A 15,892-nucleotide genomic window follows, 5' to 3' on the forward strand; every position below is an offset into this window, starting at 1 on the left:
CTATCTTTTTAACAGCTTCAGCTTTGAATGCTGCACTATAGGTTCTGATTTTCTTAGTCATGATAAACTCCTCATTGAGTCGTTAGTTTACCAAGTTTGGTTCTACAGTTTTTTCAGCATAGCTCAACCATGCCAGCGATGAACAAACCTACTAAATGCCAAGTTGGAATGGTTTGCAATAAATCTAAAACAAAGAGCACTATAAAATCCTATTTCATAAGTGACATCAAGTAGTGATGTTTTGCTAATTTTGGACAGCTGACAAAAGAGTTAGGAGTATTAAATAACTGTTGCAAGCAGGGTGAAAGTATCTCTAAAAAAACGGTGGCCATACATAGAGTATAACCACCGCCGGAGAGACATTTAGAGACGAACTAGCAAGAACTTATGCAGCAGTCTTTTTAAAACGCCTACGATACATTTTACGAATGATTGGCATGAATATCATGACAACTACCAGACCCCATAGTGACACAGTGATTGGGCTACTCCATAGAATAGACATCTCACCTTGAGAAATAGACAAGGCACGTCTGAGGTTAGACTCCATTAGCTCTCCTAGTACATAACCTAGAATAAGGGCTGATAGAGGGAAATGTAGCTTACGTAAGAAGTAACCAAATATCCCAAGTCCTACCATGAATACCATATCAAAGGTCGTGCTGTTGATAGAGTAAACACCAACGAAACTAATAGCAGCAATGGATGGTATCAAGATATAGTTTGGTACATTAAGTAGCTTAGAAAATACACCAACCAAAGGAATATTCATTACTAACAAGATGACGTTACAGATGAATAATGAAGCGATAAGACCCCAAACGATGTCTGGCTGTTCGGTAAATAGCTGTGGACCTGGCGTGATATTATATAAAGTCAACGCACCCATCATGACCGCTGTCGTACCAGAACCAGGAACACCCAAAGTCAACATCGGTACAAATGAACCACATGCTGATGCGTTGTTAGCCGCCTCTGGAGATGCTAAACCACGAAGATCGCCTTCACCAAATTTGCCACTGTCGCCAGCAATTTTGCGTTCACTAGCATAGGTCATCGCACTCGCGATAGTCGCACCTGCGCCAGGCAAAATACCAACGAAAAAGCCCATTATGCCACTACGCACCATGGCGCCAATGGTAAAGAGAAATTCTTTTAGGTTGAATAAGCTACGCTTACCTTGTGCGATAATTTTCCCACCAGTACTGGTTCTTTCGAGCAAAATCAAGATTTCACTGACACTGAAAAATCCAATAACGATCGTTGTGAACTGAATACCATCAGATAAGTTGACTGAATCAAAGGTATAGCGATAGATACCTGTGACCGCATCGACACCAACAGTAGCTAGACCCAAGCCGATTAACGCTGACACTGCTGTCTTGATAGGTTGATCACCAACCAAACCACTCAAACAGCAAATCGCGAATACCATTAATACGAAGTATTCAGCAGGTCCAAACGACACTGCCCATTTGGCCAATAGAGGGGCAAACAACACCACACCAATGGTTGCAATCGTAGAACCAATAAACGAGGCAACCGCAGAGATGGATAAGGCGATGCCGGCTTTTCCTTGAACCGCTAGCGGGTTACCATCCAATGAGGTCATAACCGCTGCAGCAGATCCCGGCACGTTAAGTAGAATGGCAGAAATACGACCGCCATATTCACAACCAAGATAAACAGCCGCCAGCAAGATAAGTGCACTCTCGGGTGGTAGACCAAGGGCAAAGGCAAAAGGCAATAGAATTGCCACACCATTAATAGGGCCAAGGCCAGGCAACATGCCTACAACTGTACCAATAAAAGCGCCAATGAGTGCAATCAGTAAGTTTTTAGGCAACATCGCTACGCCAAAACCTTGCATTAAAAAGTCAAAAGTTTCCATAATAGCTATCCCATTATTCCTGATAATATTCCAAGTGGCAGAATCACATCCAAAGCCATGTCAAATAAGACATACAGGGCGATACTGATCACAACTGAAAAGATAAGGCTTTTAATAGGATTTCCGGCAAATAGTAAACCAACCGCAAAACACATCAGTGTGGTAGCAAGCACAAAACCTAAAGGCTCAAAAATTAAGCTATAAATCAGTAATGCGCTGACACACAGCACAAGATTTCTAAGCACGACGTTGTTATAGCCCAAATCGATGACTTTCGTAAATCGTGCTGGACGAAAGGCAATCACCAAGGTCAAAAGCGCCGTAAGTGAGAAAATCAAAATAGGATAGGGTCTAGGGCCGATAGGATCATAGGCAATAGGAGCAACGTAACCAATAGCTAAATAGACCAAAAATAAGCTAAACAGCCCCATTAATCCAGAAAACGCACGTTCCATTGTCATAGAAGTATTCCTTAAATTCCAAAATAAGAAGGTTGAGAGATGTCTCATCTGTCAACCTTCGATAAATACTGTAAAAATCAGTATTCAATCATTAAGGGGATATGATCTGAGTAATGCTACTTAGCTGCAGCATCAACAAGACCGTACTCAGCAGACAATTCACGTAGCTCATCTGTACGTTTATAAACGTATGCTTCTAGCTCATCACCAGTCATAGAGAATGGTAGTAGCTCTTGCTGCTCGCGTAATTCAGCGAATTTTGGATCCGCAAGCATGTTATCAAAGCTTGCTTTCCACCAGTCATAAGCGGCAGGACTGACATCTGGACCCATGTAATAACCACGCATGACAGGCCAAGTAACGTCATAGCCTTGCTCTACAGCAGTAGGAATATCGGCCATAGTGCCGCCCAATCTTTCATCTGCGAATACAGCCAATACACGCAATTTGCCAGCAGTAGCTTGTGGCATGATTTCAGCAATACCAGCACTCACGACAGTCACATGGTTACCCATGACCGCTGTAATAGCCTCACCGCCACCTTCCATCGCAACATAAGTCATATCGCTAGGATTGACACCAACCGCTTTAGCTAAAATAGCTGTTTGCATCCAGTCCTGACCACCAACACTACCACCAGCGGCGAAACTGATTGCTTTTGGATTTGACTTAAGCTCAGCAACCAATCCTGCCAAATCTTTGATAGGTGAGTCTGCATTGACAGCGATAGCACCATAATCAGTACCAACGGCTGCTAGCCATTTCACGTCTTTTTCGGTGAATTTACCAAATTTACCTTGCGACAGATTTAGGATAGAGCCAGTAGAGAAAGCAATGATTGCATCGTTATTAGCACGATCATTGGCAACAATTTTGTTATAAGCAACAGCACCTACGCCGCCTGGCATATAAGTGACTCGCATCGGATCTTCTAATAGGCCGGTATCTCTTAGGCCAGCTTGAGCAAGTTTACAAGTCAAGTCAAAGCCACCGCCTGGTTTTGCTGGGGCGATACATTCTGGACGTGAAGGGGCGTCATAACTGGCATCAGATACTGTCGTATCAGATTTATTACATGCGGTAAGGGTAAGTACAGAAAGGCCAAGAGCCAAATAGGATAGTTTGTTCACACGACACTCCTTGTGTGTATTTTTAATGAATAGCTCAATAGAATTCTGAGCAAAATAATAAAGTGATGACAGATGAAGTTCAGATCATCCTGACAATAACTACTAAACTTCATAAAAGTAGAGTTTTTAGCGTTTTGCAAAAGTAACAGAATAATATAGAAATAACAAGAAACATATGTATGTATATATGAATTTTATTTTAAGGTACTATCACAATGACTGATACAAAATTACTTATCGTCTTAATATCAAGGGAAAGAAAAGACAGAAAAACCTTCCGAATACAAGATGATGGTGTCGATAAAAACTAATGAATACAATGCCTTATAGGTATTGATAACCATGAGAGCGATGTTAAAAATGTGCTAGGGCATGTTTTTTTGGATAAGGAAAAGAGCTAACTTGGTAGATGAAGTTAGTGAGATGAGACAAAGCGTCATGACGGGCAATTCATTAGGTATTTAAAAATTTTGGTTGTATATGTCAGTCAAAAGACAGCTGCATCAAAACTGTCTTTTGGAAGGGATTTGCTTAAGGGTAGAGCGTGTTCCCATTCTCAACATAGGAACACATACTAGCTAAAAAAGCAGCTGGATAATGAAAATGGCTAATATACCAATACCAATATCTAAGGGTACCGCTTTAAATAGTAGCGCATTAAACAGCTTGTTTTTTTCTATAACTACTTGAGAAGCGCCCAACATTAGACTACCTCCTGATGAGAAAGGAGAGAGGGATGAGCTTTGTGCTCCCACCACAATACAGGTAAATAACAATAGAGGGTTAAGTCCAGAGGCGACGGCTAAAGGCAGCACCATAGGAAATAGAGTAGGAGCGACCACGCCAAGTGTACTAGCAAAGATTGACATGATTGCGCTAATAACGAAGACCAAAATTGGTATCATCCAGATAGGAACGTTGGTACTTAGCCATTCTGTTAGCTCGTAAATAACACCGATCTCGACGCCAAGGCCGATCAGCATACCGACCCCACAAATCATAATAAGTGTATTCCAGGGGATTAAGGCAATTACTGTTTTTTCGTCACCTAATTTCAGTAATAAACTGATTAAGGCAAAAATAATGGCGATAAAACCAATGTCAATCCGAGCGTTTAAAAACTGAATTGCTTCTATGTTAGGCATTAGGAGATTTAAGATGGGTACAATAAGCACGATAGCCATCATGATAAAAATCAGCATAATAGATTGTTTTTGCTTATTATCGAAAGGCTCTGGTACTATCGTTTGAATCGCAATTTTGCTATTTTTAGCATTAAAAAAGCAATATATACCTAGGACGATCACTGGCATGAGAAAGGTAACCGCAAAGACACCTAAAACATAAGTAAAGGTATTATCATTTGCGACGCCAGCCCCGCGCATCAGCTCTCGAAAGATAACCCCACTTTGTGAGGTGATAAAATTAGCACCAGCCAATGCACCATAGTTAACAGATAAGGTAGCAATGACAAGATTCAAATTAGTACGTTTAGACAATAACAAAATCATAGGTGCCATCGTGGCTAAGACGGTGTAATAACCAGCCCCTAAGCCAGCAACGATGGTAGCAGCAAAGAAAATAACCAACGGTAAAAACTCGGGAAAATGACGACATCTATAGATCAAATGATTCGATAGTTTTTCTAAAGCGCCATTCGCTAAAGGAAAATTATAGAAGAGAGTAACGGCAAAAATAACAAAGAAAATTTTGAGAGGCCATAGCTCAACAATTTCATAAGCGCTCATTCCCATACCGAAACAGCCGATGAGGTATGAAAATGCAATAGCAAATAGACCAATATTGATCTTGGTGGTATAGCCCAAAATAATACATATTACTATTGCGGCTAGAATATAAAGAGTCATTACTGTCCCTTGAGCTTAACTACATGAATTCTATAGAGAACTGTATTGACTTCTATAGGTAAAGAGCATTACGAGAATATTGACAAACAACTTTCTAGATTACAGAATCGTATAAGCCTGAAATGCACGTATAAATAAGTGGAATAATAGCAAAAAAAGTAATATGAATTAGATAAGATTGCCCACAAAGTGCCAGACAGTCGTTAGTATTGCAATGATATATAAGGTTTTCTTAGCGCTTAAGATAGAGTACTCCGTTATATTCCAATCTCTAAAATGATAACAATGCTTAAAGACAGTAAAACAATTCATAAACCCCTTAAATTGTGGTGAAATAATGCTAAAAAACTTAGAAAAATTTAAAATACCACGGTATGAGCAAGTGCGATGGCACATTTTGACTTTATTGACAGAAAGTAAATGGGATGAAAACACACCTTTACCGACTGAGCAGGAGTTTGCAGACAAGTATCAAGTATCAGTCGGAACCGTTCGGAAAGCGGTTGAAAAGCTGGTCGACGATGGCGTATTAACCAAGTATCAAGGCAGAGGTACCTTTCTAAAGCGTCCAGACTTTGAAAGCTCATTATTACGGTTTTTTAAATTTCGTGATAAAGATGCTTGCTATGCGACACCGACAGGCGTGGTCAAAAAGGTCATGGTAATAGAGGGTATTGAAGAGATTAACAAAAAGCTAGATATTGGTAAGAATAAAGCGCTTATTTATATAGAACGTGTGCGCATTATTGAAGGCAAAGTTTCGCTCAGTGAAAAAATCTGGCTACCTAAGAGTCGTTATCAAGCCTTTGTAAATCTAGAGCCTGAAGATTTTGAGAATTTGCTATATCCGTTTTATTACACAAAGTGTGGCCAGTTTGTCTCATCTGCCGTAGAGACACTATTTTTTGTAGCCAATCACGTAGACCCTTATTTAGATAATAATGAGCAAGAAAACCTAGTGAAGGTATGCCGTATTGCTAAGAGTTTAGAAGGTGATCCTATCGAATATAGAGAGTCATATGGAATGGCGGAGAAGTTCAGCTATGAAGTTAATATTATTTAATAAATAGTAAGTCGTTTAATTAAGGCTATCAGGATACTCTTTAGGTGGTTTGCTGGGTAAGTATAAAATAAGAAGTAATACGTTATGGTAAATAGGTTTATTTAACTCTATCATTAAATTACGAGCACGCACAATACCAATACCAATGTCTATCTACTACTAGAGAAAGATCCCCCACTATTTTAGGACAACCTATTAGTACATACTCTAAGTAATTTGAATATTCAGGGATTTGGTTGTTATTGATAAGCTACTTATTCAAAATTTTCTAGATTGATGTTTACAAGATTGGCATTGCAGATTATTTTTGCCTATTATCTCATTCGTGTTGCGTTATAAGATAAGTTTTAGTAAGGTTTGGTGCATAAAAGATCAACATTTATTCAAAAAACATTCATAGAGCTGATCACTGAAAAACAATATGAAAAATTCGTCAAATCGTAAGCAGTTACTTCGTAGTATTTCAGTACGCCATTTTATGACCGCTTTGGCGACTGGTATATGTTTTACAGTGACTTCCCATGCAGCAGTAGCAGATTTCCAAATCAATAGCCTAGTGGCGCAGGCAATTCAAACGCATCCTTTAGTAGGGTCGGCTCGAGCGAGGCAACAAGCAACTACCGAAGGAATTAATGCGGCCAAATTAAACCTTTTACCAACGCCAAGCGTAAGCTCAGGTTACGATAGAGACAATGATTTTGTCTCAGAGGTGACCATTCGACAGCCCCTATGGACAGGGGGTAAGCTCACCGCAGATGTCAATCAAGCCATATTCGATGATAAAGCTGCTGTAGAGTATATCTACGAGCAGCAAAACCTAGTGGCCAAAACAACGATTGATGCTTGGCAGAGCTATATCCAAGCCGTCGCTACGCAAAGTGTCCATGTGGAGAATTTAAAAGAGCTGAATGATTTTGAAGCCATGATGCAGCGACGCGTTGGTCAAGGTGTATCAGCTCGTATTGAGCTTGATCTGGTGACTAACCGTATATTGCAAGAGCAAACATCTTATCAAGCGGCAGTTGAGCAGCAACGTATCGCCGCTGCTAGGCTAGAACAAATCATTGGTCAACCACTGTCTCAGATGAGTGTCACGAGCATACCGAATCTTAAGGTATTGGTAAATCAAGCCAAGCAACAATCCGTTGACTTTGAAAGAATGGCATTCGATAGAGCTGGCTTTTACAATCCTACCGTTGTAAAAGAACACTTCCAAATTGAATCCGCTAAGCAGGGTGTCGAAGCACAGCAAGCGGCTCGTTATCCAACCATTTATGCCCAATATGAGCATGCTTACTATCATGAGGATAACGAAAACGATGGTAAGTTCTCAGTGGGATTGAGCTATGCACCAGGTGCTGGATTTTCCAATTTTGCGCTAGCACGAGCCTCACAGGCAGAGGTCAACAGCCTAGTACAAAACCAAGAAGCTGCACGCCGTAATGTCATAGAGAATATTCAAGTACAGTATCAGCAGTTTGTCAGTGCCAAAGACAGGGAAACCTCGTTGGTTGCTGCTGTAGCAGGGGCACAGATTGTAGTCAGCTCTTACCGTCGGCAATTCATCGCAGGACGCAAGTCATGGCTTGAAGTACTAAATGCTGTCCGTGAGCATAACGATTATCAAGTCCAGCTGGTACAAACTCGCGCAGAAATGCTAGGTGCATTTTATAGACTACAAGTAGATTTTGGCATTATGCAGTGGCAGCAGTTTTCTCATAATCGTGACCCAGTGACTTTGTTTAGCCCAACAAACTCTGTCAAGCAATGGCTCAATAAACAAGACAAAAACAGCGCTAGTAGTCATTTCGGTTATGGAAACAACGCAGCAGAAGAGTATATCGATATTAAGCTGCCCGCGACGGCAGAGCAAAGCTTGAACAATGGTGAGTATCTCATGTTAAATGATGATTACAGTATTACGCCGATAACTGAACAAGAGAATATGACAAATAATTAAATCAAAAAGTCATATAAACAGGCGTAAATTATCCTACATACGCAACCATCTAAAATATTAAATAAGCGATTAATATGAGTGCACAATTACAAAAGACACCGCCTCAGTCTGTTGACCATCATGAGCTGCAATACTCAGAGCAGGTCGATCTGACCGAAACGTTGACTGATGCGATTAAGCATTTACTCGGACAGCAAGGCTATCCAGTAGATAATATACGGCTCCATGATGTCGTCAAACGTCATAGTGAGCAATCGGACAGGCAAGGTCAAAGCATTCATGAGTTAGGCGGTGTCATTGCAGTATTACAAGGCATTGGCATAACCGATACACCAGAAATACTAGAGCAGCCTGATGCCGCTTTTTTGCCCTTACTGGCGTATCGAACGGATTTAGGTTGGGGTGTGATTGATAGCCAAACGCCGCAAAAAAGCTGGAACTTTAGACAAGCGAACCAGCAGGTACATACGCGTGCCGAAGAATTGACTTTGGTCATGCGTATTCGTCTAAAAGAAGATCATATTAAGCAGCGAAAGGCCTCATTTTCTGATCTATTAAAGTCTGATTTGGGTAATTATAAAGGTATTTTAGCTGAAGCCGTTATTGCCACTTTTCTGATTAACATGTTGGCATTAGCCGTTTCTCTATTTTCTATGCAGGTTTATGACCGTGTCATACCAACGCGTAGTGAATACACGCTGATCATTTTAGCCAGTGGCGTCTTCTTGGTGATCATGTTTGAAGCATTCATGAAGTTTTCTCGCTCAAGAATCATGGATAAGGTCGTCGTCGGTCTAGACCAGTACTTATCTCGAGAAGTGTTCCAACGTCTACTCAAAGTACGTATCGACCAAATGCCGGGGTCAGTTGGCTCTATGGCAGCACAGTTACGTGGTTATGAGCAAGTACGTAGCTTTTTTACGGCGAGTACGCTTTTTGGTTTAGTCGATTTACCCATGACCATTATATTCATCAGCTTAATAGCTTTTATTGGCTCGCCATTAGTCGCTGTTGTACCAGTGATTGCAGCGGTCATCGCAATTACGATGGGGCTGATTGCGCGCAAACGCATTGATGCTATTGCATCGGAGGGTGCGACTGCCTCTTATTATAAGACAGGTCTGTTGGTAGAAGCTGTAGAAGGCGTCGAGACAATAAAAGCAGGAGCGGGCAGTTGGAAGTTTCTCTCGCGTTGGCTGGACGTGATGGATGTCACCATCAAAAACGATTTGGATATGAAGCATGCCAATGACAACTTAACGTATTTTACGCAGATGCTACAGCAAGTAAGCTACGTTGGTATCGTGATAGTCGGGTCGTTTGTCGTTATGCAAGGTGACATGACAATGGGCGGACTGATTGCCTGCTCGATACTTGGTGGTAGAGTGTTAGCGCCTGTTATGGCAATACCCAATCTGCTAGTACAGTACGCTCATGCGAAAGCCGCCAAAATGAATATTGAGAGTCTGTTTGCACTGGAGCAAGACAACCAAGGCGTTGCGTATCCATTATCGCCTACGCATATAAAAGGCGCGTATCAGTGCGATGGATTGACGTTCAATTACCAAGGCAACGATCGACCAGCCATTACGGTTCCGCAACTATCGATTAAACCAGGAGAGCGTATAGCGATACTTGGGCCTATTGGTTCAGGTAAATCTACCTTGCTTAAGGTGCTGGCAGGACTGTATGCACCTACCGAAGGACGCGTGTTATTAGACGGACTGGATATACACCAAATCAGTCGTGAGACACTTAGTGAGCGCTTGGGTTATCTACAGCAAGACCATCGATTGTTTCAAGGAACCCTGCGAGAGAATTTATTAATCGGTATGGCAGCGCCCAATGACGATGTCCTTCAAGAGACTTTAAACAGGACAGGGCTAATCAACTTAGTATCCAGTCATTCAAGTGGTCTTGACCTACCGATCAGTGAAGGCGGTAAAGGCCTATCGGGGGGGCAAAAGCAACTGGTGGCATTTACCCGTTTATTATTGACCAAACCTGATGTGTTCTTGCTAGATGAGCCAACGGCTTCCATGGATAATCGACAAGAGCAGCGCTGCCTGCAAGTGCTACGTCAGGAGTTGACGCAAGGGCAGACGTTTATTGTGTCTACCCACAAGACAGCATTGCTAGACTTGGTAGATCGGCTAATCATTATGGATAACCAGCGTATTATTATCGACGGTCCAAAACAAGCTGTACTTGATGAGCTCAGAAAAAACGATCAAGCAAAAAATAAAACCACCGTCCAACAAAAAGATAGAATCGTTGATAAAACCAATCAACCGTCAAAAGAAGGTGTCGACGAAAATAAGCCTGCTACCTCTAGAGTAAGCAACATCAGCGTAAAACCCATCAGTGCTAAACATTCAACAGAAGATCAAGGGAAGTAGGCATGTCAGAGTATAAGTACACACCCACCAAGCCCAAGGTTAATCGTTCAAGGTTGAGTATTTGGATAGCATTAATCGGGATCGTCACTTTAATTGTTTGGGCATCATTTGCCAAGATTGATCAAGTGACTCGTGCGCAAGCAACGGTAATCGCCAGTGCTCGAACGCAAGAAATCCAAGCGTCAGAAGGCGGCGTATTGACTCAGTTGGCTGTCACAGAAGGTGAAGAAGTTAAGGCAGGTCAGTTATTGGTAGTGTTGGAGGAAGAGCGTGCTAAAGCGGCTGTTGATAACTCTGCTTCTAAAACAGCTGCATTGACTGCTAAGCTAGCCAGACTAAATGCTGAGATTTTTGAAAAACCGTTGGTATTTCCTAAAGGGGTACAGGACTATCCTGAGTACGTGCAAAACCAAAGGGCGCTATACAATAGACGTCGTCAAGCTATCAATGAAGAAGTCTCTTCCCTTGAGAAAATGCTAGTGTTGGCGCGTCAAGAATTGCGTATGAATGAGCCTTTATTAAAGTATGGCGATGTCAGTCAAGCTGATGTCATCAAGCTCAGCCGCCAAGTTGCTGATATCGAAGCGCAGATTAATAACAAGCGTAATAAGTACTTCGAAGAAGCACAGGCTGAAATGACCAAGGCTCAAGAAGAGCTAGATACCGAGCTTGAGCAATTGCGAGATCGGGCGCAAGTACTTGAAGAGAAGCGCTTGATGGCGCCCACAGAAGGTAAAATTAAAAACATCAATGTGACCACTATTGGCGGTGTTGTTAAGCCAGGCGAGGTCATCATGCAGATTTTACCGACCAGTAGTGACTTGGTTATAGATGCCAAGGTCAGTCCTGCTGATATTGCTTATGTCAAAGAAGGTCAAGAAGCGACGGTTAAGCTTGATGCTTATGATTACTCTATCTTTGGAGCTATGAAAGGGACGGTCAACTATATCAGTCCAGACACGCTAATGGAGCAAACACCTAAAGGCGAAGAGCCTTACTACCGTGTATTAATTGTGATTAATGGTGCTGAATTTAAGGGGCGCGGTGATGAGATTGTCATCAAACCTGGTATGACAGCTTCTGTCGATATCAAAGCGATGGAACGTACGGTATTGTCTTATTTGACTAAGCCAATTACCAAAACCTTATCAGAAGGTTTGGGTGAGCGCTAACAGTTTAATATTGAATGTTTACTGACGAGATAATAAAAACCCCAGTTAATCGCTGGGTTTTTTTTATATAGAGGTATTCGGTCTAATTGTGCTACTGCTTATAACTCTTATATGCTTAGTTGGAACTTTCAGAAAATTTTTGGCTATTCGCCTCATTTCTTAATTGTTGTTGCTCATCAATTTTCTGCTGATTACGCTTTTTAACTTCGTTGATAGCCGCACTCAATTGATCGTTTATTGCTTCCACTTCAGATTTTGCTGAAAGATAGTCTTTATCTATTTTGACGTTACTTTTTTGAGCAGGGACGTCTATATTTAACAAGTTTGCATTGTTTTTAATCTCTTCTAATTTATCATCAGTACTCGCAACTATAGACTGAGTGTTACTATCTGTTTGAGCATTTGGCATTTTTTCATTTTGCGGAGAAGTTTTGTTTGCTTGAGCTGATTCTATCGATGTAGAAGCGGGTTTTTTGGATTTATCATTGACGTTATTGGCAGCTGAAGAAGGGGGTGCTTTTTTACTCTCTACGTTGGCTATTTGCTCATCACTACTTGTTAGCTGAAATGCCTCATTAGATTTATCATCAACCATAGGTTTGTCATTAACAGTACCATCAGATGTCTTAGGACTGGTGACAGTAGTGGTATAAACTTTTTCAGGTAGATCTACATTGTTGATAACAGTAGGTTCAGTCGTGTTCATTTGGCTATCCGCTACTTCTACTGAATCAGTCTGATGAGTGTTGAGATAGAAAACAAAGAAGACCCCAACATGTACTAATACTGCAAGACACAATGCCCAAAACCATTTTTCGCGGAACTTTATCATTTTATGGCTTTACCTTTGATTAAACCCTATTATAAATTTTTGAATGATATTGATTATTACTATCTTTTCAACTTAACATTATCTTTTAAACGATTTAATAGGCGTAGTAGCACGCCTAAAGACTAGCTATTTCTATTTTATAATGCAGAACCAAACTAATATTTACTATTATAAAAAACGCTCTTTTGCTAAGTATATCGGCAACACATTTGTTTGCACCAGATATAGTAGTTGGTAAGACTAAGTGATCATTGTTATATTGGTATATTCGAAAAATAAATGGGTAGGTAGAAGACTTATGCAAATATATTTCACTAGGATTTGAAGTTGAAGAGCCTAGAAATTAGTTTGATTTGAAGGGATGAAGTTATATTAGAAATGCATATTATTTACGATTACAACTTAACTCTCGTCAATGTTAGGTTCTTTCTATTTTAAGCCATAGTCTATTTTTATCGTACTAATTCAATTTACTGTTTTGATGAAACCAGTGACTTGAGGGTGACGTATATATTCTTCCCTATAAAGTATTGATAAATACTGTCTGCTACATGCCAACAGTACTGTCTCTCATACAGAAAACATTACCAAGAGAATGGTTTTTTAGGGCATTTTACACGCCATAAACATATGATTGAAAATATACATAATCGCACATATAAGTATCAAATCAAGAGTTTATACCTATAAATAAAGGTTAACATATTGTGTACTATAGGTTGAAACAACAGTTGACTATAAAAAATGAAATACTTACTATAAGCCCACTAATTTACTGTCATTTTTCATTATCTGTACGTTTTTGTTAGTTAATATACACAATCTATACGTCTGGAGCCGGAAAAATATAGTCTGCTTACATCAGTGTAGGCTTTGGGTAATTGAATAGGTAATTGTTAATACATCTAAAGGTAAGATTCGAAATATCAACTTGAAATAAACTATCAATCAGGAAGTTATCATGGAAAAGATATTGAAAACCGCTATTGCTACTATTGTTTTGCCTACCATGCTCTTTGGTATATCAGGCTGCAGTATGATGGGGAGCAGTAACATTGACAACGAAGGTGATAGTCGCCGTGTAAATAATGTCGCATGGAATAATCAAATCGATACTGATTTGAATAAACTACTGTCATCAGAAGTAAGTGATGATGAAGCAAGATTAATATTTCTACGCAAAAATGATGATGATTTAGAACAAACTAGCGCGAATATTTCAGTTAACAATAGATACCAAGTAAGCTTGCGTCCTGGCAACTACACTGCTGTCAACTCTTGTGTTGGTATCAACCAGTTAAGTGCTCATATGACTGGCTTCAAAGATAACAACTTATTAGCAGGCACAAAAGACTATAAGCTTGAAAAAGGTCAAACATATTTTTTCTATGTAGACGTAGATGATAGTGGTGATAGTGGTGATAGTACTCTTGAACAGATCACTACTGAAAGTGCATTACCGCTATTAAAAAATAAACGCTATCAATCTCATCAAATCAGCAGAGTGGTGCCTAACTGTGCAGCGCCTGTCGTAACGGCGCAACCTGTCAAAGAACCAGCTCCAGCTCCAGTATTGGCTGAAAAAATGACTATTGAACTCGAAGTACTGTTTGACACTGACAAATCTATAGTAAAACCAGAATACTATTCTAAGATCTCTGAAGTAGCAGAGTTTATGGCGCAATACCCTAATACGTTAGTTACTATCGAGGGGCATACTGATAGCCGTGCTAGTGAAAAATATAACCAAGCATTGTCACAACGTAGAGTAGATGCTGTAAAAGAAGTGTTAATCACTCAATTTGGAGCTGCACCTGAACGTCTGAATGCCATTGGTTATGGTGAGTTACAGCCAAGAGCTAGCAATGATACTGTAGAAGGCCGTCAGCTCAATCGCCGTGTGATTGCCATTATTGAAGAGCGACCAAATAATTAATATCAAATAGATTTCATAACCACTGAAACCGTGCCATATAAAATCTAAAATGGTACTGCTATCATAAAAAAAGGTAACCCAATGAATACTGTCATCGTAAAAATAAATGATGCTACTCAGACTGTAAATGAAGTAGAAGTTGTAACTAAAGACGGTACACCTACAGTTATTAAAGCAGTAGAAAAAGTTAATTATGAGTTTCATGATAATGCTATAAACCGTGCGCCTAATCACATTGTTACCAAACGCATTGAAAACGACCTTCATGTTTCATTTGATGAAGAAGGTAAAGAAAGCGATCTTATTATAGAAGGCTTCTATGATCATGAAGATAGTGCTTTAGTCGGTATTGCTGAAGATGGTGAATACTATTATTACATTCCGGATACTGGCGAAACTTATGATTATGTTACGCAATTAGAAGCGGGTGATGTAGAAGGGCAAGCTTTAGGCGGTGAAGCGTATGTAGCAGCTGCAATACCATGGTGGATACCGGCAGCTGCTGGTATTGGACTTGTTGGACTATTGGCTAGTAAAAATAGTAGCGGTAGAAACAGTACAGCACCAGTTGCTGAAGATGACACGCAAACCGGTATTTCAGGCAACCCTGTTGTTATCGACATTTTAGGCAATGATACCGATCATGAAAATGACATTGACCCAACCACTGTTAAGCTGATTGACCCAGTTACTGGTGATGAAGTAACTACCGTTACTGTAGAAGGCGAAGGTTCATGGGCTGTTGATCCTGTAACAGGTGACATCACCTTTACACCAGAAGCAGGCTTCACCGGTGACCCAACGCCAATCAGCTACACCGTTGATAACCGTACTGGTGAGACGTCAAATGAAGCGACTGTGACCATCGAGTATCCACAAGCGGTTAATGACACGCAAACAGGCGCCTCAGGTAGCCCAGTTGTGGTTGCTGTGGTCGGTAACGATGGCCAGGGTGGAGACGACTTAGACCCGGCGACTGTGATGATCACACAATCACCAGCGGGCGGCACCATTGCTGATGACGGCAAATCGGTTGACGTACCAGGCGAAGGTTCATGGGCTGTTGATCCTGTAACAGGTGACATCACCTTTACACCAGAAGCAGGCTTCACCGGTGACCCAACGCCAATCAGCTACACCGTTGATAACCGTACAGGTGAGACGTCAAATGAAGCGACTG

11 protein-coding genes are annotated in these 15,892 nt (G+C 40.7%); 6 read left to right on the plus strand and 5 right to left on the minus strand.

Annotation, left to right across the window (positions count from 1 at the left end; genetic code table 11):
- Nucleotides 1–385 precede the first annotated feature (385 nt).
- From QL898_RS13420 to QL898_RS13435, 4 genes are all read right to left on the minus strand, one after another.
- Nucleotides 386–1,891 carry a tripartite tricarboxylate transporter permease gene (locus QL898_RS13420; RefSeq protein WP_290177143.1) on the minus strand — a complete coding sequence of 502 codons (1,506 nt, stop codon included), beginning with the start codon at nucleotides 1,889–1,891 and terminating at the stop codon, nucleotides 386–388.
- A gap of 5 nt (nucleotides 1,892–1,896) precedes the next feature.
- Nucleotides 1,897–2,352, minus strand: a complete 456-nt coding sequence (locus tag QL898_RS13425; protein ID WP_290177144.1) for a tripartite tricarboxylate transporter TctB family protein — start codon at nucleotides 2,350–2,352, stop codon at nucleotides 1,897–1,899.
- Between the two features lie 116 nt (nucleotides 2,353–2,468).
- Nucleotides 2,469–3,482: a tripartite tricarboxylate transporter substrate binding protein gene (locus QL898_RS13430; protein WP_290177145.1), complete on the minus strand. Its 1,014-nt coding sequence runs from the start codon at nucleotides 3,480–3,482 to the stop codon at nucleotides 2,469–2,471.
- Between the two features lie 578 nt (nucleotides 3,483–4,060).
- Nucleotides 4,061–5,350: an SLC13 family permease gene (locus QL898_RS13435; RefSeq protein ID WP_238051833.1), complete on the minus strand. Its 1,290-nt coding sequence runs from the start codon at nucleotides 5,348–5,350 to the stop codon at nucleotides 4,061–4,063.
- Nucleotides 5,351–5,687: 337 nt separating this feature from the next.
- Here QL898_RS13435 and QL898_RS13440 point away from each other — a divergent pair, with 337 nt between their 5' ends.
- The 4 genes from QL898_RS13440 (at nucleotide 5,688) to QL898_RS13455 (ending at nucleotide 11,944) form a co-directional block, all read left to right on the plus strand.
- Nucleotides 5,688–6,413 carry a GntR family transcriptional regulator gene (locus QL898_RS13440; protein WP_102092306.1) on the plus strand — a complete coding sequence of 242 codons (726 nt, stop codon included), beginning with the start codon at nucleotides 5,688–5,690 and terminating at the stop codon, nucleotides 6,411–6,413.
- 421 nt (nucleotides 6,414–6,834) lie between these two features.
- Nucleotides 6,835–8,373, plus strand: coding sequence for a TolC family protein (locus QL898_RS13445; RefSeq protein WP_290177147.1), 1,539 nt, complete (start codon nucleotides 6,835–6,837; stop codon nucleotides 8,371–8,373).
- Nucleotides 8,374–8,447: 74 nt separating this feature from the next.
- On the plus strand, nucleotides 8,448–10,772 hold the full coding sequence (locus QL898_RS13450; RefSeq protein ID WP_290177148.1) for a type I secretion system permease/ATPase: 2,325 nt from the start codon (nucleotides 8,448–8,450) through the stop codon (nucleotides 10,770–10,772).
- Nucleotides 10,773–10,774: 2 nt separating this feature from the next.
- Nucleotides 10,775–11,944: an HlyD family efflux transporter periplasmic adaptor subunit gene (locus QL898_RS13455; protein WP_290177149.1), complete on the plus strand. Its 1,170-nt coding sequence runs from the start codon at nucleotides 10,775–10,777 to the stop codon at nucleotides 11,942–11,944.
- Between the two features lie 115 nt (nucleotides 11,945–12,059).
- On the opposite strand, the gene QL898_RS13460 is transcribed toward QL898_RS13455, so the two are convergent.
- Nucleotides 12,060–12,776, minus strand: a complete 717-nt coding sequence (locus QL898_RS13460; protein WP_290177150.1) for a hypothetical protein — start codon at nucleotides 12,774–12,776, stop codon at nucleotides 12,060–12,062.
- A gap of 961 nt (nucleotides 12,777–13,737) precedes the next feature.
- On the opposite strand from QL898_RS13460, the gene QL898_RS13465 reads away from it, so the two are divergent.
- The gene (locus QL898_RS13465; protein ID WP_290177151.1) at nucleotides 13,738–14,712 is read left to right on the plus strand and encodes an OmpA family protein; all 975 of its coding nucleotides are present in this window, start codon (nucleotides 13,738–13,740) and stop codon (nucleotides 14,710–14,712) included.
- A gap of 81 nt (nucleotides 14,713–14,793) precedes the next feature.
- Nucleotides 14,794–15,892, plus strand: a 1,099-nt coding sequence (locus tag QL898_RS13470; protein ID WP_290177152.1) for an Ig-like domain-containing protein, incomplete at its 3' end; no start/stop codon positions are given.

The organism is Psychrobacter sp. APC 3279 (assembly GCF_030407795.1).
Classification (GTDB): domain Bacteria; phylum Pseudomonadota; class Gammaproteobacteria; order Pseudomonadales; family Moraxellaceae; genus Psychrobacter.